The following is a 20,658-nucleotide window of genomic DNA, read 5'->3' as shown; positions in this document are numbered from 1 at the left end:
GGTCTTTTAATACTATTGATTAATACTAGCTTTTTTAGAGGCTTGAATTAGTTCCTCGATGGTAGATAAGCTTCCCTGATTAAAATGCTCAATAATCTTACTTCCTACAATTACTCCGTCACAATATCGGTTCATTTCATGTACATGATCTGGAGAAGATATCCCGAAGCCAGCCAAAACTGGCAGATCACTAACACCCTTTACTCTCTTTAAATGCTCACAAAGCTGTTCATTAAAGCCTTTTCTTACTCCAGTTATACCATTCACTGTAACTGCATAGAGAAAACCGCGTCCCTTTTTAGAAATTTCTTGTATACGCTCAATTGGACTCGTTAATGTAACAAGTCGAATGATTTCAATTCCGGCTGCCTCTGCATAAGGGGCAATAATCTCTTCCTCTTCAATTGGCAAATCCGGCAAAATCAGCCCATCGACTCCTGACTTAAAGCATTCATCTATAAAATCCTTTACCCCAAACGCCATAATTGGATTCATATACGTCATTATAATTAATGGGATATGAATGATTGGGCGTATTTCCGCTAACGTTGCCAGAACATTTCTTAATGTTGTACCATTTTCTAATGCTCGAATCCCTGCTTGCTGGATCACTGGACCATCAGCCACTGGATCGGAAAATGGAATGCCAATTTCAATTGCGGTAGATCCGGCTTTTTCTAGAAACGCAATTCGTTCTGGCAAACTTTCCAATCCTCCATCCCCAGCCATGATATAAGGGACAAACGCTTTCTCTTTATTATTTGCTAATGCTTTCATAACTTTTTCTATCCGATTCATTCGTGGTTTCCTCCTAATCTTCCCCTTACTGTTTCAACATCCTTATCTCCCCTGCCAGATAAACAGACCACTAAGCCTTCATCTTCTTTCATTTCCGGTGCAAGCTTTAATGCATAGGCAATGGCGTGGGAGCTTTCTAAAGCTGGAATAATTCCTTCCAGTTTGCAAAGAAGCTGTAGGGCTTCCAGCGCTTCATCATCTGTAATGGACTCATATTGAACACGGCCGATTTGTTTTAAGTAACTATGTTCAGGTCCTACGCCTGGATAGTCTAGCCCTGCAGAAATGGAATGGGCTTCCTGAATTTGACCATCCTCATCTTGAAGCAAATACATCATAGCTCCATGTAAAATGCCAGGCTTTCCTTTCGTCATGGATGCAGCATGCTTTTCCGTATTCAAGCCTAATCCTGCTGCTTCTACCCCGTATAATCGAACTGATTCATCTTTAATAAATGGATAGAACATTCCCATCGCATTACTCCCGCCACCGATACAAGCAACAACCGCATCTGGAAGCTTTCCTTCTTTCTCTAAAAATTGCTGTCTTGTTTCTTTTCCTATCACACTTTGAAAATCGCGAACAATCATCGGGAATGGATGCGGTCCCATTACCGAACCAAGGATATAGTGCGTATCCTCCACATTCGTTACCCAATAGCGAAGGGCTTCATTGACGGCATCTTTCAGAGTCGCACTGCCTGACTCCACACTCACGACCTTTGCTCCCAGCAGCTCCATCCGAAATACATTCAGCTGCTGCCTGCGAATGTCCTCTGCTCCCATATAGATAATGCACTCTAAATTCAGCAGTGCACATGCAGTAGCGGTTGCTACTCCGTGCTGGCCAGCTCCCGTTTCTGCCACAATTTTTCGCTTACCCATTCTTGCTGCCAGTAAAGCCTGACCTAAAGAATTATTAATTTTGTGAGCGCCTGTATGGTTTAAATCCTCACGTTTTAAGTAGATTTTTGCTCCTTGAAGATGCTTTGTTAAATTTTCCGCATAATATAATGGAGTTTCACGACCAACATAATCCTTTAGAAGATAATCTAACTCGCTTTGGAATTCAGGATCTGCCATTGCTTTTTTATATTCTGTTTCAAGATCTAGTACTGCCTGCATTAATGTTTCCGGAACGTATCTTCCCCCAAAAGCTCCGAAATGTCCCCGTTCATCTGGTAATGTATATATAGTCATATGACTGCCTCCTCTTCATTTTTTGCCGCTTCAATAAATTTTTTAATTTTACTCTGATCCTTTTTTCCGTCAGTTTCGACACCGCTGCTTACATCCACCATATAGGGTTCTGCGATGTTAATTGCTTGTGCGACATTTTCAATTGTTAAGCCGCCTGCTAAAATAATTTTTTTATTCTCCAATTTTTTTTGCTTTAATAGACTCCAATCAAAGGTTACTCCATTTCCACCGCGATATTTGCCTTTTGGGCTATCTAGAAGAAAATAGTCACATGAATATTGTTCAAGCAGATTTAAATCCTCTGCTGTTTCAATGCTCAATGCTTTTATAACAGGTATAGAAAACTGCCTGCAAAATTCTGGTGTCTCGTCTCCATGAAGCTGAATAACATTAATCCCAGTTTCATTCACGATTCGATTTATTTCTTCAGCGGCCTCATTCACAAAAACTCCAACTTTGAGAACTTCGTAAGGTAATGCCCCAATAATTTCACGCGCGATGTCAGCTGTAATTTGTCTTTTGCTCTCTGCAAAGACAAATCCTAATGCATCCGCACCAAACCCGATTGCACTTAGAGCTGTATCTGTATCCTGTATTCCACAAATTTTTACTTTCATTTAAAAGACCTCTCTTTTAAAGGCTGTTTCATTCCTTTAAATAATGCTTCCAAGTTATCAGACCTCATGAAAGCTTCTCCTACCAAAATTCCATTTGCGCCTGCAGCCATTACCCTTTGTACATCCTCTTCGGTTTTTATGCCGCTTTCACTAATTAGGAAGGCTCCAGCTGCTTTTATTTGTGGTGCAAGCTTTTCTGTTACGCTTAAATCAACTGCGAAGGTTTTTAAATCACGATTATTGACACCGATGATTTGAGCTCCTGTCTGTAGTGCTTTTGCAAGTTCCTCCTCGTTATGAACCTCCATTAGAACCTCAAGCCCATTATTAACGGCAAATGTATATAGCTCTTTTAGGCGCTGTTCCTCTAAAGCGGCTGCAATCAATAAAATTAAATTAGCACCTGCAGATTTTGCTTTAAGGATCTGCACTTCGTCAATAATGAAATCTTTACAAAGGACTGGGACATCTACTGCTTCTCTAACCTCTGTTAAATCTTGAAAATTCCCTTTGAAAAATGATGTATCTGTTAGAACAGAAATGGCGTCTGCTCCATAATTTATATAGGATAAAGCTTGAGTTTTTGGATCTGAACTCAAATTTATATTTCCTTTGGAAGGAGATGCCCGCTTAAATTCAGCGATGATCGCAATGGAATCTCTTTCTTGTAATGTTTTTAAAAAAGATACCTGCTTATTAAGCGGTTGTTCTCCAATAAAAACGTCTTCCTCTTTTAACCTCTCTACTTCTTTCTCCTTTTCTTCCAAAATGATATTTAAAATGGTTGTCATTTAAATCACCTTTTCCTTTAAAGATCTGCTTTCTTGGATAAGCTGTTCGAGTTTAGATAAGGCTGCACCACCATCAATGCTTTCCTTCGCAAGTTCGATTCCCTCTCCGATCGACTCAGCTCGCCCGGCCGTAAATATCCCAATTCCAGCGTTGAGCAGGACAGTGTCCCTATAGGCTCCTTTTTCACCTTTCAACACATTTAACAGAATCGCAGCATTGTCTTTCGCATCCCCGCCGAGAATTGCTTCATTGTTATAAACCGGCAGGCTAACTTCTTCTGGGTGCAGGACTTTTTCAGTAATGATTCCATTTTCCAACACCACTAGATGATTCTCTCCCTGAAGTGAAGCTTCATCCATAAAACCCGCACCATTTAATACAACCGCGCGTTTTCTCCCTAATGCTTTTAGCACTTGGGCAAAAAGGAGAAGATAGTCACGGCGATAGATGCCTAAAAGCTGTGCTTCTAACTCAACAGGATTGGTAAGCGGCCCAATTAAGTTAAAAACAGTTGGTATTCGCAATTCTTTACGAACCTTCATGATTCTTTTCAGTCTCGGATGTACATTAGGAGCAAATAAAAAGGCAATTCCAACCTTTTGCAGTATTTCTTCTGTCCGTTCAGCCTCTAAATTTAACTCCACTCCAAGATGCTCTAAAACATCTGCACTCCCAGTTTTACTAGAAACACTTCTGTTTCCATGCTTGGCAATTGGAATCCCCGCTCCCGCCAACACAAAGGCCGATGTCGTACTAATATTGAAGCTCTTCGATCCGTCACCGCCGGTCCCACAATTATCCATAACATTCGGAATCTTCTTGCTAAATGTTAGGGATTTTCCCCTTAAAGCGCTTGCCAATCCTGCAATTTCTTCAACTGTTTCCCCTTTTGTCTTAAGACCAATTAAGAGAGCAGCAATTTCACTATCTGTGATTTCCTCTGTGAATAATTGGTCGGTAGCTTCCCTTATTTCCTGTTCATTTAATGACTTTCCTTCAGAGATTTTTTGCAAAATGGCTTTCATTTTGAATTTCCCTCCCTATACTCGTTAAAAAATTTTCTAAAATTTTCTTGCCATAATTTGTTCCGATCGATTCAGGGTGAAACTGCAAACCGTAAAGCGGATATTGAAAATGCTTAATCGCCATGATCTCATGATCATCCATGGATTGAGCAAGTATTTGAAAGGATTCTGGCAATGTTTTTTGTGAGATCACTAATGAATGGTATCGCATAACATCAATAGGCTGTGGCAAATACTCGAATAATGCCAAACCATTATGCTTTAGTTTAGATACCTTCCCATGCATAATTTGATTTGCTTTCGTGATCTCTGCGCCAAATGCATAGCCAATTGCTTGATGCCCAAGACAAATCCCTAAAATTGGGATTTCTTTATGAAGTGTTTGAATAACTTTTATACAGATTCCTGCCTCTTCCGGCCTTCCTGGGCCAGGGGATAAAACAATCGCATCCGGCTTTAATGCTGTAATTTCCTCTATTGATATTTTGTCATTTCTAACTACAAGAACCTCTTCCCCTAATTCGCCCAAATATTGATAAAGATTAAACGTAAATGAATCATAATTATCAATAAGTAATATCATCTTGACCCTCCAAAAAAGCTCTTAATTTATGAATCGTTTCTTCAAATTCCTTCTCAGGTACCGAATCGTAAACAATTCCTGCTCCAGCCTGTATATAAGCCTGCTGATCTTTAATAAGCATTGTCCGTATGGCTAAAGCAAAATCCATGTTTCCATTAGCGGAGAAATACCCGATCGCGCCTGAGTAAACCCCTCTTTTTACATCCTCCAGCTCATTAATAATTTCCATCGCTCTAATCTTCGGTGCACCGGATACCGTCCCTGCCGGCAAGGTAGCAATTAAAGCATCAATGGCAGACAAGTCACCCTTCAAAGTTCCGCTTATTTCTGATACAAGATGCATCACATGTTTGTACTTTTCAATTTTCATGAACTTATCTATCTGAATGGAACCGATTTTACATACACGGCCGAGATCGTTTCTCCCTAAATCCAACAGCATTTTGTGCTCAGCAAGCTCCTTTTCATCTTCAAGCAATTCTTTTTCAGTCATAATGTCTTCGAACTCTGTTTTCCCTCTTGGCCTTGTTCCTGCAATCGGATTCGTGGTCACTTTCTCACCATTTACTTTTATTAAGCTTTCTGGTGATGTTCCGGCAATTTTGTAATTACCAAAATCTAAGTAATACATATATGGTGATGGATTATGGATTCTAAGCTTACGGTAATATGAGAATGAATCACCGGTAATCGTTCCTTGAAGACGCTGAGAAAGAACAACCTGAAAGATATCGCCTTCTAAAATGTACTCTTTAGCCTTTTTGACTTTTTCAATAAAGTCTGCTCTCTTTGTTGAAGCCTTAAAGGTTGTAAGGTTTACATCCTCTAGTTCATGATCCACTTCTATTCCCCGACGGATCTCTTCCAGTCTCTTCTCATGCCTTGATTTTAGCCTAGGGAGGTCGCTGAATAATGGGACTGAAAGTATATAAACCTTTTGTTCCAAATGATCAAATACAACTGCTTCTTCGAAAAACATTAAATGAACCTCTGGAAGATTTAATTCATCTTTTGGAGTTTCTCCGATATTTTCATAGTGACGGATTACATCATAGCCAACGTAACCGACTGCACCACCACAAAATGGAAACCTGCTCATTATCTCTTGCTGATATTCGGATAGCAGCCCCTTCAATACTTCTAACGGCTTAGCCTGAACTATTTTTCTTTCTTCCGCCGATATGATCGTACTGCAATCTCCATCCCCAATTAGTTCAAGCACAGGTTCCACACCAATAAAAGAATATCTCCCTGCTTTTTCATGCTTAAGTGAGCTTTCAAATAGAAACTTTTTTTGTCCTTTCAGCCGCTGAAAGATAAGAATTGGCGTTAATGTATCACCTTCCATCTCACTAATTAAAAACTCATCCGTTTTTTGCATGTTCCAGTCTCCTTTAGCGTTAAAATAAAAAAGTCCCCTATACGCACAAGTAATGTGCATATAGAGGACGTATCTTTGACCGTGGTGCCACCTCAAATTCGGAGCAAACAACTGCTCCCTTATTCAGGTACGGATGAAATATTCATCATCGATACCCTATCCCAATAACGGTGGAACTCCGTGCCTCCCTACTAGCCTTCAAGAAGCCTCTCGTAAGTCCATTCCATTTGCTTTCTTGCGTACCGGCTCTCACCCTGCCCGGCTCTCTGTTACGCTTCAAACAATGTACTACTCTTACTCAGCGATGTATTTATTCTTTTTTAGAAAAACAAAAAAGGCCTCCCGTCAAAAAAAGGACGAGAGACCCGTGGTGCCACCTTTATTAGCTAAAAAATTAGCTCACTTAAACAGGTATCGAAATGTAACCATTTGAATACCTGTCTCTTGTAACGATGAGACTGTTCGCCAAAGCCTACTGCTTAAAAGGTTCGGTTTGGAGGCTCGGAAGTCCATTCGCAATTACGTTTACACTGATTCACACCACCCATCAGCTCTCTAAAGTACCCGTAAAAGTTACTCCTCTTCGTCAATGCCGTACGTTATATTGTTTTTTATATTATTCGTAATTATAAAAAAAGTCAAGCGGTATTTTTTAAAATTTATTTCAGCTCATTTAATGATTTTTTTAATCGATTTCGCCAAACTTCCGCCAGTTCTTCGAGTTCAATAAATTCTCGGATTGCTTCAAGATTTTTTCGATCATGAAACATAAGATGATTTCCTGCTAATACTGAAAACTTTTCCTGCTTCCGGTCAATGAGCTCAATAGAAGATTCTTCATTCACTAAACCTTCCTCAAGCACTCTAAAAAAATACCCCGTATATCCTGTTTCTACCACTCTGCCCAGCAATTGATTAACTCCATTATGCTTAGAAATGGAGGCACATGGAACTCGACCTTGAGACACTTGAATAATGGCTTCTCCAAGCTTAAAAGTATCTCCGATAAAAACATCCTTTTCCTGATGATTAGCTACACATATATTTTCACCGAAGGCTGGCCTCTTTAAAGATTTTTGAAACTCTTCTTCCCATTTTTGATAATGTTCTAAAGGATATAAACAAACCGCTCTGTCAGGTCCTCCATGAACTTCCCGATTTCCTACCGTATCTCCACGAAATCCATCCTTTGTAAGCATCACTTCTGTAACTGGCTTTTTCCCAATCGCAGAATTAATCGTTACCCCATCCCATAAATGGAGGTTTGCCCTGCCAATATTTAAAGCCAGAAGTTGTTCTCCCATTTTTTACACCTCTATTATTTTTTATTTTCTTTATGTATATAAATCATTATACTACGTAATTTTTTCCACAAAAAATAATTACCATAAAAAGAGGCTACTACTTTCCCGAGCATTGACCAATATTAAACTTAGGTATGATTATATATAAGGATGGTATGTCAATGGAACATGTTGAAAAAATAAAATTAGAAAGCCAGAAATCAGAGAAAAAAAAATCCGGTGACAAGGTTAATAATCAAAAGTGGGCTGTTCTTTCCCTCGCATCCATCCCGTTAGTGATGACACTGGGAAATTCCATGTTAATTCCTGTTTTACCATCAATGGAAAAGAACTTGAACATATCTTCATTTCAAACAAGTATGATATTAACAGTCTATTCAGTAGTAGCAATCTTATTAATTCCTATTGCCGGATGCTTATCTGATCATATTGGAAGAAAAAAGGTGATTATACCCAGCCTCATCATCGCGGGTATCGGAGGATTAATATCTGGATGGGCAGCATGGAAAGTTGCAGATGCTTATTGGATTATTCTCTGCGGCCGTGCTTTGCAAGGTGTTGGTGCGGCTGGAGCAGCTCCTATTGTCATGCCACTTATAGGAGATATGTTCAAAAGTGACGATGAAGTCAGCAGTTCTTTAGGGATGATTGAAACCTCTAACACATTTGGGAAGGTTTTAAGCCCGATTTTAGGTGCTTTTTTAGCAAGTTTCTTTTGGTTCTTGCCCTTTTTCGCATTTCCAGTGTTTTGCACATTATCGATATTACTTGTTATGCTCTTAATAAAAACACCTAAGGAACGGGAAGAGCCAATTCCATTTAAACAGTTTTTGCAAAATATAAAAAATACATTTAAACATAACGGAAAGTGGCTTTACGCAATATTTATCATCGGTGTTATTATGATGTTTGTCCTGTTTGGCGTATTGTTTTATTTATCAGACGTACTGGAAAACACATATAAAGTGAAAGATGTAAAAAAGGGGTTCCTGTTAGCCATTCCATTAGGGGCACTATGTATCGCCTCGTTTATTACCGGAAAAGTCATAAAGGAAAATAAAGTTTTAATGAAATGGATCATCTTTGGAGGATCTGCTTTAACCGCTATTTCAGTTGCGATACTAAATTTTTCAGATGGCTTATGGTTTATGCTCATTCTATTTACCTTTGGGGGAATTGGCATCGGTGTGGCTCTGCCATGTCTTGATGCATTAATAACGTGTGGTATCGAAAAAGAAGAACGAGGCACTATAACATCGATATACAGTGCGATGCGATTTATCGGAGTCGCTGCTGGCCCTCCAGTTATTGCACTTTTAATGGAAAGTACAAATAATATTATGTTTTACTTTTTAAGCGGTCTTACGGTCATTGCAATTATTGCCACATTTATGGCAATTAAACCCGATCCGGAGGAAGCTTGATGACCTCTTAGTGGTGACATTTATTCCTGTATATGATATTCTATTGTTAAGTTAATTCGTATTTAAAAACGACCGCAGGTGTTGGCGCACCGACGGTCATTTGCAATAGTCGTTCCCTGAGAGCGACGGCCAGTCCAAAGACTAGACCTCTCCTATATTTTCAGGTCAAGGGAGGTCTATTTTTTGTGGTTAAAAGACAAGACAGCAATGATTAGACTTGAAAAAGAAATCATAATCATAATTGTTTCGAATACTGTCAAGGCATCACCCCCTTTCAAATACGGGGTTAGCCGACCACCCTTGAGAATTCTCCTATTGCCACTCTATTATACCATATACTTGTCCAATATAAAGAACATACGTTCCCTTTTGTTAAAAATGATACTTATCTCCTATTTATACATAAAAAAACCACCTGTATGGTGGATGGTAAACATTTTATTCCTTTAATCTAGGCTTTGCTGGATTACAGTCTGGTGCCAACAAATTGGTTGACTGGGCAAGCTTTGTTAAGTAGTAGCATTCTTCTCTATACATATGATCTGCCATTAATGCTGAAAAAGTCCCTAATGCCTCTTTACTTAGCTCAAGCTCCTCAATTTCATCTAAAAAACTCATGAACAATTTCATTTCCAGTTCTACATCTTTATTAAATTTCTCTAGAGCTGGGAATGTAGTTAAATTTGTCCGCAGAAAGCCAGTCATCTCTATTGCTTTTAAATAAAATGCCTCAAAATCCTTCGTAAATCCATCACTCATTTTCTTTATTTTTTTCTCAACTTGTTCCATATTATCCGAAATAGCACCCGCATGTCCGGCGGCATCTAAAAGCCATAATAAATGATGATGAAGTTCATGAAAAACAGGTGGTACTTCCCCTTTTTTCAAATACTTTAAAAGCAATATATATTCATCAACCTCATTCACCATATGATTTATGAAAACTGGCCCTAAATGGATTTTAACCTTTCCGACAAGGTGCAGTTCAATAATGGTTAACTTAAGTTTCCTAATTTTTTGTGCCTCTTCTTCCGCCCTTTTGCTTAATTCTAATAAATTGTTAGTTTCTACTCTTCCTAGCAGCCCATCAAATACTCCAATAAAGTAATTAGCCTCATTTATTAATTCTTTTTCTTGCGGAGATAGAGCATCGTGAATAAAACGGGCATGGTCCCCTAATACTTGCAGCCAAAACCCATGCTCTAATTTTGCCGCTTTCTCAAAGCTAACAGACAAGCCGATCCCCTCCCTTCAAATTACTCTTAAAAGCTTATCGTTTTTTATGATTTTTTATGACAATTATTAGAAGGGTGTCATCATTGTTTATTGCATGTTAAACGTAAAAAACTTTAATCCAAAATGAAATGGATTAAAGTTTTTTTGTTAAGGCTTTTTTCGAATACTTTGTTGTTTTAAGACTGAACAGTGAACCGTTCCTTTCCGCTGCAGGCACTTGCTTTCCGCGGGGAGGAAGTCGAGCCTCCTCGCCGTTCCGTCTGCGGGGTCTCGACCTTTCCTCTATTTCCCGCTGGAGTCAAGTGCCTTTCGCTCCAATCCACTCTGTGTGTTTTCAATATTGTAAAAAAAACCAATCATTTTGACAAGAACCTTTGTTAAAAATGAAAAGCTGTCATCTGCTGATTCAAAACTTCTGATGAATATCCTTTGGCTTTTAAATAGGTTAGAAGCTCTGGTAAGTGCTCTGCTGTTGTTTTTCGATCATGCATTAGGATTACAATGGGACGATCTTTGTAGCGGAAATTTTCAATTTGATTAATGACCTTTTTAACATATTCACCGTTTTTAGATTTCCAATCCTCACTGTCAACAGTCCAGTCCCATAGCTGAAAGCCTGCATCTTCTACAGCCTTTTTATAAGATGGTTTCATATAAGGTGAAGACCCATAGGGGGTTCTAATTAAGGTCGTTCCTGTACCTGTCAGCTTCATTAAAGTCGATTGGGCTTTAGCCATTTCATCAACAACTGTTTTTTCTGATCTGTATATTTTGGATACAGTGTGTGTAACACCATGCAGAGCTGGAGTATGGCCATTATCTATAATCGCATGCAATTGTTTTTCATATGTTCTCATATTTGGTTCAAGCATGAAAAAAGTAGCCTTCATATCAAAGTTATTCAATGATTCTAGTATTTTTAAAGTATATGGGGAAGGACCGTCGTCAAATGTTAAATAGATTATTTTTTTGGGATTCTCCTCCACAGCATTTTCTTGCTTATCTGCGTTTGAATTACTAGCTTGTGGTGCTTTTTCAACTGGCTTACTTTGAACAATTTTATCTTTATTTTGTTCTACAGCATTTTCTACTTTCTCTTTCGTTTCTTCCTTATCTTGCATCTGTTTCTCTTTTTCTAGGGCTATTTTTGTATTTAATTGCTGAAAATAGTAGTATTTATGAGCAAGAGAACCGCTCATTTCTTCATATTGATTAACATCCTTTTGTGTAAGCAATGAATACATAATAATTATTGGCTGTGTTAAACTAGAAACAGCTGATGCTTCATTATGATTGCTTGATTTTACTGTAGTTAACACTAAAGACAAACATACAAGAAGTGAAATGAGTACTTTTGTGTACATTTTAAACATGTGATTTTTTTTCTTCCTTTTTTTTCTCATAGGGGTTCACCATTCCATTTCCTGAGAAGCTAATTTTTGGGGCAGTAGTGCCTTTAAGGGTATATTTTGAGGTATATATTATTAAGACGTTTTTATGTTAAAAAAAGTTGTCAAATTTCTCACTTACTTTACAAAACTATTAAATTTCCGCTACAAAACTTCTTTCTTTAAGATTACCTAATCTCTTAATCTTTTTCAATTCTTTCCAGAAATTATTATTTTTTTGTCTTTTTTGGTCGATATAATAAATAGATTGCACATAAAAATATAATATGATAAAATTTGATTAACAACATATAGTATGATGATTTCCACAAACACACTATATGTTGTTTCCGATTCTTGAACTTTTCTATCGATCCAAGGTCTCATTATTTTCCGCTTTTCATGAGCGGATTTTTTTTGTACAAAAAAAAATCTTGCCTATGGCAAGAGTGCAAATATCATCTTTAAGATCATATATTTCTTTCTAGTCTCCCTGATTAAATTTCAAAAAATAATTGGTATATACTTCAATAATTATTTCCTTAAATGTTTGTCCACCGTCCCGACTCTCTTTTGGCAAATAGTTTCCTGCAAATAATAGCCTCTGATCTGAAGATAGAAACATTGTTAATGGCAAACCAGCATTACCAGTTACTTCCTGGCGAATATTTAAGTATTTTGAGTAAATGTCCGGACGTTCTTCTCTGTCCACTTTAATCGAGATGAACCAATCATTTAAAAGCTTGGCGATTTCTGCATCTTCAAATGATTCACTTTTCATTACCTCACACCAATGACAGCTCCTACAGCCAATACTAATCATAACCAGCTTTCCTTCTCTTTTCGCCTTATCAAACGTCTCTTCTGTCCACTCCAGCCAATTAACTGGATTTTTCTCATACTGCTTTAAATATTGGCTTTTCGATACTTTAAGCCAATTATAATCTGGAGAATATCTGTCTTCTGATAAGAATGATTGCATATTCTCATACACTCCTTATTCGAGGGAGCAATAATATGCTCCCTTACAATCTGGCGTATTTTTATAGCTGTAGTTCTTGAGGCGGACTACCTTCGTTATTTAAAACACGAACAATTTCAGGCTTTATTTCCAAAAACACATAATTCGGATCTTCTGGACCATCAAACCATTTATTAAACGACTCATCCCAATATTGTTTTTTCAAGTTCTGTGAATCATTAATTGAAGATGTTCCCGAAATTTGAACATATGTATCCCCTAGACCCTTATTTTCAAAGCCCAATAGTACAGATACTGCTGGATTTTCTTTAAGTTCTTCGAGCTTTTCAGTATCCGCCTTTGTAGGTGTATACAAGGTTAAATCCTTATTAAAGAATGTCATATAACGTGAATGAGGCTTGTTATTTTCAACCGTTGCGAGAACCCCTGTCCGTTGATTGGAAATAATATTAACTACTTGTTTCTTTAACTCTTCTTGATTCAAGTTGCTCATTGAACTCTACTCCTTAACACGGTAAATTTTAAAGCCCTTTACTATTAAAGTCCCCTTCCATAATCCATTTATGTACTCTAATAGCAAGGAGGAGCATGATTAAAATGTTCGTTTAGCTAAGTAGGTTCTCATCACTTGTTCCGCTGTTTTTTCCAATAATTCTTCCGCATTTTCAATGGCTTCTTGAAGTGTCATTGGTGCATTCGTAATGCTATGAACACTTGTTATTCCATGCTCGTACAAAACTTCGATACCGTATCCAATTGAGCCGGTTAACGCAAAAACGGGAAGATTTACTTTTTTAGCAGCCTCTGCAACCCCCATTGGTGTTTTACCGCAAGCTGTTTGGAAATCGATCTGACCTTCTCCAGTAAATACACAGCTTGCTTCAGCTAAATGATCGGCCAGTTTGGAATATTCAATGACAATATCGATACCGCGTTTAGTAACAGATGGAAAAAAGGCTTGAAATGCTCCTCCAATTCCGCCAGCAGCCCCCGCTCCAGGTTTGTCATGCAAACGAATACCGGTTTTGTCTTCGATTAAATCAGCCCAATGCTCTAGGTTTGCATCCAAAATTTCAACCATTTCAGGGGTCGCACCTTTTTGTGGCCCAAATACATTAGAAGCCCCGTCTATGCCGATTAAAGGATTTTGTACATCTGTAGCTATTAAAAAATCACTGTTGAGAATTCGGTTATCAAATTCGCGGTCTTCTATTTTCATTAACCTGCCGAGCTCACTTCCCCCATAACCAATTGATGCTCCCTCCGAATCCAGCAGATTCATTCCAAGTGCCTGAAGCATCCCAGCCCCGCCATCATTTGTTGCACTGCCGCCAATCGCTAAAATAAATTTCCTGTAACCATCATCTAATGCTTGTTTAATTAGCTGACCGGTTCCAAATGTTGTAGTGTTCATCGGATTAAGTTCCTCTCGCTTAAGCAAACAAATTCCTGATGCATTAGCCATTTCAATTACACAAGTTTCCATATCTCCTAATACTCCATAGGCGGCTTGAACAGGTTGAAGAAGCGGCCCCTTGACTGTAACAGGAACGATCCTCCCATTTGTTGCAGCAACTAGACTTTCCATTGTTCCTTCGCCTCCATCTGCAACAGGAACTAAAATCGTAGTAATATTTGAAGAAACCTTTTTTATCCCTTTTTCCATTGCTTGTGCAGCTTTAATTGCAGTTAAGCTTCCTTTAAATGAATCAGGTGCAATGACTATTTTCATATTTAGACGCCACCTTTACTTTCATTTATAAATATTTTCAATTTTCTATCTACCAATATTATTATAATCTTTATTCTAATATTTGGCATAGCAAAGGAAAATTATTGTCAAAGAGAGATAAAAATGGCATAATCGTAACAACAATATACAAACATTTTACAAACTTTATACAACAGAGGAGAATTACTATGTTAACAATGTTTTCTAAATCTAAATCACCAAGATTTGAGGCAAAATTAAAGATTACTGATGGAAATTCTGTTACAGGCTTGGACCCGTTATTTACTTCGCGAGCAGAGTTTATGGGATTATCTAAGAAACATCTGGACGCAATAAAGGATATTAGTCCACTGCTGCTTGAAATGGCTGATGAAGGAATAGCAATGATATTAGACCATTTATCTACATTTCCAAATTTAAATGAAATTGCTACATCTAAGACAAGCAGAGAAAGATTACATAATGTTTTTAAAGCATATATTTCTACTATTTTAAATGGAAACTTTGATGAGTCCTATCATGCAATGAGAGAAAGAATGGGAAATATTCACCTTAAGGCCGGTTTGCCAATTGGCTGGTTTTTAGCTACTTTTGGAGCATTTCAATCACTTTTAATTCCGAAAATTATTGAGCATCTGCAAGATAATCCCGAACAGCTAGCTACTACATTACTCGCACTTAATCATTTATTTAATCTAGATGGCCAAATGGTTGTGGAAGACTATATGAATAGTAAAATTGCACAAATTGAAGAAACTCATACAAAGAATTTAGCTCTAAGAGATGAACTGCTTTCCATTAGTCAGGAGCTAGCCCTTTCTATGGAAGAATCAGAGGCTTCCATTGTAGAGACTGCCGCAAAGACACAAGAAATTAAGACGAATACGGTTCAAACGAGCAAAAGTAGTAAGAATCTTGTCAATTTAACTCTGCAATATGAAAAGCAAATTGAGGATATGAAGGAATCCTTTGATGGATTAGCAGAGAGAATTGAAAATTCCATCATAAAGACAGAAACACTTAAAGATATCTCAGGCCAAATCACCAATATGACGAATGAAATACAAAAAGTGGCTGACCAAACGAACTTACTAGCACTCAATGCTGCAATTGAAGCAGCAAGAGCTGGCCAGGAAGGCCGTGGGTTTACTGTAGTGGCAAACGAAGTACGAAAACTAGCGGAAAACTCAAAAAACATGAGTCATGAAATTGTAGAACTAATCACTCAAAGCACGCAAAATATCGAAGCGCTTGTTGAAATAATGAAGAGTATGAATGAACTCTCTTTCTCTTCAAAAGATAATATGAATCAGGTACGAACAGGAATTATGACGGTTAAATTTGAAATGAGCAATTTTCTCGAAATGTTTAATAAAAATGCATCAGACCTAGATTTTATTGCAGATGCGATTGAAGAGATTAATACTACAACACATAATCTAACAAAACTATCAGGTAAACTTTATGACAAGGCGGAAAATCTTTAAACTAAATATGCCAAAAAGAATCGATGAAACAAATGAAAGTCCTTGTTTCATCGATTCTTTTATAATTACTCCGATTTAATGATAAATAGGAAGAAAGCCGAGCTTTTTCAATGCTCGACTTTCCAAAAAAACTAACGACGATGTTCAATAAGGTCAATTACCCCTAATACTACGTGAGCTAAACCAAATCCGAAAACAGTATTTGCAATCATTTTATTTGACCCTCTGTTTTGTTTCATGGCATAGCCTGTTAAAGTAACAGCTGAACCTAATGCAGTTGGAATTAAGCCTTCACGAATATTCATAGTAAAATCCCCCTACATCGTTAGTTGGTGAATCACACCATTGTTATTGTTAAACGAGAAATTGATTTCTATACACTTGCTTTGATTGATCTTGTCACTATTTAAAGAATTTCGTTAACAGTGTCTGAAAAAATAATATTATCCAGGGATTTATCTTTTAAAAACTCTTCAGCACCTGGACCGCCAATATAGAACTGGATATGAGGATATTGCGCAGCAAACTCATCTAGGTCCTGAATGATTTCCGGATTTTTCTCAAATGGAAGCGTAGTAATAGCTGATAGAATAACTTTTCTAGGGTTTAACTGTTCAACACTTGATTGTATCGCACTCGGTGCAGGCGATGGTCCAAGAGCAACTGTTTTCCACCCATTTAACATACCTTCCAGTAAAATAATGTGGAGTGGAATTTCGTGTCTTTCCTCAGGCAGGCATGCTCCAATTATTATTGGCGCATTCTCATTAAAGTGAAAATTTCTCCGCAATTGGACGAGAAAATCTCTTATAGCCAAGCTAGATAAAGCTTCTTGATATTCTCCCCAGCGTCCATCACTCCATCTATTCCCAACTTCCTTTAAAAACGGAACAACAACTGAATAGAGAAACTTTCGTAGCCCTAAGGATAAATAAGCCTGCTGCAAAATCCGATTGATATTTTCTTCATGAAGCATAGCGCCTTCATGAAGCAAGGATATGACATGCTCATTCAATGTTTTTGGTGGTTCTATATAACCTTCTTTTGCTTTATGAATGATTTCTTCCTCATTCGATTGCTGCTGAACATGCATAGCAGCTTGTTTAACTGTATAGCCGTTTTCTACTAAAGACTTCACAAATAGAATCCGATTTACTTCATTATGAGAATAAATTCGATATCCATTGTCTAACCTTTGTGGATTTACAATACCGTACCGTTCTTCCCATTTTCTAATCACTTGTTTGGATAGCCCGCTAATATTTGCAACTTGCTGAATGCTATATGTTAATTCTTCTGAATATTGGGTCATGATAAATCCATCCCCTATACGAAATTAAATAATTTATTTTAACTTAATAACTGTCTTTTTTAATATATAACATGATTTCACTTTATACAATATAACCAAAAGATTATACATATATTTGACAAAGAACAAAAACTTAAATGGTTTACTATCACTTTGTATAATCTTTGTATAATATTTGATGAAAAACATTTTACAAAGTGACAATGTTAGAATATACTATTTTTAATTAAAGATAATGGCCGCTGCTCCATACATAGAAAAAATCGAAGTTCTATTCAATCATCTTTCTTGATAAGATTAACTACTTTTATCGTCTTTAATAAGTGGGAGGGATATTTATGGATTTTTTAACTCGTTTTAGTTTAAGAAATGCTGTCGCTATTTTTATAATTTCGTTTTTATTAATTTTAGGTGGGCTGTTTTCATTTTCAAAGCTGAAAGTTGATCTCCTGCCTAATATCGAATTCCCGCAGCTTTCCATTCAGGTATTTTACCCGGGAGCATCACAGCAGGATATTGATGAGCAAGTGACAAGTAAGCTTGAAATGAAGTTAAAAGGGCTTGAAGGAATCAAGAAGATGCAGAGCTCAACCTATGAAAGCATCTCCACTATCAGTCTGGAGTTTCCTTTTGATGTGAAATTAGATGATGTAGAGAATAGTGTAAAAGAGTTAATCAATGAAACTGATCTTCCGGATTCTGTACAGATTGAAGTTAATCGATTTTCTTTTGGATCATTTCCTATTTTTAATATTTCTCTTTTTTCAAAAGGCTCATCAGACTTACAAGCGCTTCTTGACAATGAAGTTGTGCCGGAATTGAATAAAATCCAAGGGATCAACAGTATTTCTATTGGCGGATTAACGGAAAACACTTTACAAATAACGATTAATAAAGAAAAAGCGAATCAGTATGGCTTAACACTTAGTGGAATCAAAGATCAAATTCTGCAAAAGCAGCTTTCTTTTCCAGCAGGAAATGTTAATGATAATGAAGTTGTGATCCCTATTCGTGTACAAGAGAAAACAGAAAAAATTGATGAACTAAAGAATATTGAACTTAAATCGGCATTTTCCCCAAATATGAATGCGGTAAAATTATCTGATATAGCTGAAATTGAAGAAATTTCATCGAAACCTGAAATTACTCGTTATAATCTGAAGGAATCATTATCAATGGCTGTGACCAAAAAACAGGATGCTAATACAGTAGAAGTCGCGGGGAATGTACTTAAAGTTCTTAACAGCTACAAAGACCAATTAGATTATTCGATTGGCTTTGATTCCGCAGAAGGAATTGAACAATCGGTTAATACATTAATAAAAGAAGGTCTGCTCGGAGCACTTTTCGCATCCATTTCTGTACTGCTATTCTTAAGAAACATTCGGGCAACTATCATTGCCATTGTCTCTATTCCACTTTCATTAGTCGTTTCATCTATTTTCTTATATCAGCTTGACATTTCACTTAATATTATGACATTAGGGGGAATGGCTGTAGCTGTTGGCCGTGTTGTGGACGATAGTATTGTCGTCATTGAAAATATATTCAGGCGCGTTCGCAAAGAAAAATCAGAAATGACTGATGATTTGATTCAACAATCAACGAAGGAAATTCTCAAAGCTATTACGTCATCTACCATTACAACGGTTGTTGTTTTCTTACCGCTAGGATTTGTAGGAGGGATTACGGGGGAATTTTTCCTTCCTTTTGCCTTAACAATTGTGTTTTCTTTATTAGCTTCACTGCTCGTTGCGATTACGATTGTTCCAATCTTGGCTAAGTTTTCATTCAAGAAAGTGCCAAAAGAAGAAAAAGAAAATGCACTTCAAAGACAATATGGCAAGCTTATTCAATGGTCTCTTAATCACAAATCGGCAATTATTATTATTTCGATTTTATCTTTAGCAGGCTCACTAGCTCTCGTTCCGCGCCTTGGCTTTACATTTATTCCGAATGAAGAACAAAAGCTACTCGTTGCATCTGTTAGGCTTCCGGCCTCGACATCGCTCGAGCGGACGAATGAAATATCACTGGAAGTAGAAAAAATGTTTGAAAATAATGCGGAAATTGATGAAGTTACAGCTGGAATTGGTTCAAGAGACTTTCAAACTGGATTAAAGCGACAAAATCAAGCCAATTATTTCATAAGCTTAAAGGATAATGTGAATGTTGCTCAATCCATAAAGGATATAGAAAAAGAAATCGAAGGAATCGTTCTTACAAAGGAACCAAATGCAGTAATTGGTATCCAGGAACAATCGACTGGCGGACCTCCTTCAAATAATAATGTGAATATTAACCTCTATTCTACAGATCTTAAAGCTTTACAAGAAGCTGCCAATCATGTTGAAAACTACATGCTTAAGCAGAAGGATTTAAAGTATGTTTCGAATAATTTTTCGGAAAAACAGAAGCAAATTCTCGTAAAAATCCAGTCAGAGAAAGCTTCACAGTATGGGATATCAGGCTATCAAATTTTAGCGACAGTCAGTGATCAAACAAAACCAGTCACTGTTGGTACATTAAATTTAGATGATCAAGATCGAAGTGTTCAATTATCCTATGATAAACAAACCGTTTCTTTAAGTGAATTTAAAAAATTAACAATACTTTCACCGCAAGGACCAGTTGCAATTACTGAAGTGGCTGATATCGAGGAAATCGATGCATTTACCTCCATCCAAAAGCTGGACGGCAAAGTTTTTGCACAAGTTTCTGCATTAATTGATTCAAATGACATCCGTTCCGTATCTGCAAGGGTCATAGACGGTGTCAATAACGATGTAGAGATACCGAAAAACGTGACGTTAGAAGGCGGAGGCGGAAGTGACGAAACAGTAGAAATCTTTATCCAGCTTGGCTTAGCGATGATCATTGCGATTGGATTAGTGTATTTAACATTATTAATTACATTTGGCAAGGCTCGGATTCCATTCATTCTTCTTTCATCACTTATTTTCGTTCCAATCGGGTCTATGCTTGGATTGTTTATTGCAAACGAACCAATGTCAGTTAGTGTCATGATTGGATTGCTCATGTTAATTGGCATTGTTACGACGAATGCAATCGTCTTAGTAGACCGGGTTGGTCAGAATCGCGAGGAGAAAATGATGTCCATTAGAGATGCACTCATAGAAGCTGGGAAAACTAGGCTCCGGCCAATTTTAATGACAGCCTTTGCTACTATTGCAGCTTTAATTCCTTTAGCACTGACCACCTCTACAGGAACATTAATTTCAAAAGGGCTAGCTATTACGGTAATCGGGGGATTAACCTCCTCTACCCTGCTTACCTTAATCCTGGTACCTGTTATTTACGAACTATTCTTCATTAGACAGCTAAAAAAAGAAAAACATTATAGCCAAAACACATTTCAAGTAAAATAAGATTTGCCC

Annotated in this window: 19 protein-coding genes, 1 pseudogene and 2 other annotated features; of the genes and pseudogenes, 4 read left to right on the top strand and 16 right to left on the bottom strand. The window is 37.3% G+C overall.

The features are described from left to right. Nucleotides 1–12: 12 nt before the first annotated feature. The 8 genes from trpA to H0173_RS05395 form a co-directional block, all read right to left on the bottom strand. Nucleotides 13–798, bottom strand: a complete 786-nt coding sequence (trpA, locus tag H0173_RS05430; protein ID WP_221845339.1) for a tryptophan synthase subunit alpha — start codon at nt 796–798, stop codon at nt 13–15. Further along, nucleotides 795–1,997: a tryptophan synthase subunit beta gene (gene trpB / locus H0173_RS05425; RefSeq protein WP_221845338.1), complete on the bottom strand. Its 1,203-nt coding sequence runs from the start codon at nt 1,995–1,997 to the stop codon at nt 795–797. The genes trpA and trpB overlap by 4 nt, the downstream gene beginning before the upstream one ends. Continuing rightward, entirely contained in the window at nt 1,994–2,614 is a 621-nt protein-coding gene (locus tag H0173_RS05420) for a phosphoribosylanthranilate isomerase (RefSeq protein WP_221845337.1), read from the bottom strand. The genes trpB and H0173_RS05420 overlap by 4 nt, the downstream gene beginning before the upstream one ends. Further along, on the bottom strand, nt 2,611–3,405 hold the full coding sequence (gene trpC, locus H0173_RS05415) for an indole-3-glycerol phosphate synthase TrpC (protein ID WP_221845336.1): 795 nt from the start codon (nt 3,403–3,405) through the stop codon (nt 2,611–2,613). Before trpC ends, H0173_RS05420 begins: the two co-directional genes overlap by 4 nt. Beyond that, nucleotides 3,406–4,431: an anthranilate phosphoribosyltransferase gene (gene trpD / locus H0173_RS05410; RefSeq protein WP_221845335.1), complete on the bottom strand. Its 1,026-nt coding sequence runs from the start codon at nt 4,429–4,431 to the stop codon at nt 3,406–3,408. After that, nucleotides 4,403–5,014 (bottom strand): anthranilate synthase component II, encoded by a 612-nt coding sequence (locus H0173_RS05405; RefSeq protein ID WP_221845334.1) that lies wholly within the window; start codon nt 5,012–5,014, stop codon nt 4,403–4,405. Before H0173_RS05405 ends, trpD begins: the two co-directional genes overlap by 29 nt. Beyond that, the gene (trpE, locus tag H0173_RS05400; RefSeq protein ID WP_221845333.1) at nt 4,998–6,395 is read right to left on the bottom strand and encodes an anthranilate synthase component I; all 1,398 of its coding nucleotides are present in this window, start codon (nt 6,393–6,395) and stop codon (nt 4,998–5,000) included. Before trpE ends, H0173_RS05405 begins: the two co-directional genes overlap by 17 nt. 60 nt (nt 6,396–6,455) lie before the next feature. Next, nucleotides 6,456–6,706, bottom strand: a binding site (T-box leader). A 38-nt stretch (nt 6,707–6,744) separates the two neighbouring features. Next, nucleotides 6,745–6,994, bottom strand: a binding site (T-box leader). Between the two features lie 60 nt (nt 6,995–7,054). Beyond that, entirely contained in the window at nt 7,055–7,699 is a 645-nt protein-coding gene (locus tag H0173_RS05395; protein WP_221845332.1) for an MOSC domain-containing protein, read from the bottom strand. A 161-nt stretch (nt 7,700–7,860) separates the two neighbouring features. Here H0173_RS05395 and bcbE point away from each other — a divergent pair, with 161 nt between their 5' ends. Then, complete coding sequence (gene bcbE, locus H0173_RS05390; RefSeq protein WP_221845331.1) at nt 7,861–9,123, top strand: bacillibactin exporter BcbE; 1,263 nt, start codon at nt 7,861–7,863, stop codon at nt 9,121–9,123. 176 nt (nt 9,124–9,299) lie between these two features. On the opposite strand, the gene H0173_RS22670 is transcribed toward bcbE, so the two are convergent. The 6 genes from H0173_RS22670 to H0173_RS05360 form a co-directional block, all read right to left on the bottom strand. Continuing rightward, nucleotides 9,300–9,383 (bottom strand): putative holin-like toxin, encoded by an 84-nt coding sequence (locus tag H0173_RS22670; RefSeq protein WP_396021189.1) that lies wholly within the window; start codon nt 9,381–9,383, stop codon nt 9,300–9,302. Nucleotides 9,384–9,561: 178 nt separating this feature from the next. Then, entirely contained in the window at nt 9,562–10,359 is a 798-nt protein-coding gene (locus H0173_RS05380) for a DUF2935 domain-containing protein (RefSeq protein ID WP_221845329.1), read from the bottom strand. A gap of 377 nt (nt 10,360–10,736) precedes the next feature. Further along, nucleotides 10,737–11,762, bottom strand: coding sequence for a polysaccharide deacetylase family protein (locus H0173_RS05375; protein WP_221845328.1), 1,026 nt, complete (start codon nt 11,760–11,762; stop codon nt 10,737–10,739). Between the two features lie 469 nt (nt 11,763–12,231). Then, the gene (locus H0173_RS05370; protein WP_221845327.1) at nt 12,232–12,729 is read right to left on the bottom strand and encodes a DUF255 domain-containing protein; all 498 of its coding nucleotides are present in this window, start codon (nt 12,727–12,729) and stop codon (nt 12,232–12,234) included. A gap of 61 nt (nt 12,730–12,790) precedes the next feature. Next, nucleotides 12,791–13,222 (bottom strand): pyridoxamine 5'-phosphate oxidase family protein, encoded by a 432-nt coding sequence (locus H0173_RS05365; protein ID WP_396021186.1) that lies wholly within the window; start codon nt 13,220–13,222, stop codon nt 12,791–12,793. A 99-nt stretch (nt 13,223–13,321) separates the two neighbouring features. Then, a complete protein-coding gene (locus H0173_RS05360) occupies nt 13,322–14,461 on the bottom strand; it encodes a glycerate kinase (protein ID WP_221845326.1) in 1,140 nt (379 codons plus the stop codon). Between the two features lie 188 nt (nt 14,462–14,649). Between H0173_RS05360 and H0173_RS22665 the strand changes: the two are divergent. Both H0173_RS22665 and H0173_RS22660 read left to right on the top strand, forming a co-directional pair. Continuing rightward, nucleotides 14,650–15,183, top strand: a pseudogene (locus H0173_RS22665) (protoglobin family protein); the annotation flags it as partial. After that, complete coding sequence (locus H0173_RS22660) at nt 15,169–15,948, top strand: methyl-accepting chemotaxis protein (RefSeq protein ID WP_396021188.1); 780 nt, start codon at nt 15,169–15,171, stop codon at nt 15,946–15,948. The pseudogene H0173_RS22665 and the gene H0173_RS22660, both read left to right, overlap by 15 nt. A 131-nt stretch (nt 15,949–16,079) precedes the next feature. Here the strand turns inward: H0173_RS22660 and H0173_RS05350 are convergent, their stop codons facing one another. Both H0173_RS05350 and H0173_RS05345 read right to left on the bottom strand, forming a co-directional pair. Then, nucleotides 16,080–16,253, bottom strand: coding sequence for an asparagine synthase (locus tag H0173_RS05350; RefSeq protein WP_221845324.1), 174 nt, complete (start codon nt 16,251–16,253; stop codon nt 16,080–16,082). Nucleotides 16,254–16,354: 101 nt separating this feature from the next. Next, nucleotides 16,355–17,260, bottom strand: a complete 906-nt coding sequence (locus H0173_RS05345; RefSeq protein WP_221845323.1) for a MerR family transcriptional regulator — start codon at nt 17,258–17,260, stop codon at nt 16,355–16,357. Between the two features lie 338 nt (nt 17,261–17,598). Here H0173_RS05345 and H0173_RS05340 point away from each other — a divergent pair, with 338 nt between their 5' ends. Beyond that, nucleotides 17,599–20,649 (top strand): efflux RND transporter permease subunit, encoded by a 3,051-nt coding sequence (locus H0173_RS05340; RefSeq protein ID WP_221845322.1) that lies wholly within the window; start codon nt 17,599–17,601, stop codon nt 20,647–20,649. The last annotated feature ends 9 nt before the right edge of the window (nt 20,650–20,658 follow it).

This window comes from Bacillus sp. S/N-304-OC-R1, assembly GCF_019749375.1.
In the GTDB taxonomy this organism is placed as follows: Bacteria; Bacillota; Bacilli; order Bacillales; family Cytobacillaceae; genus Cytobacillus.
Note: the sequence above shows the minus strand (reverse complement) of the source record. Positions and strands in the feature narration are given on the sequence as shown.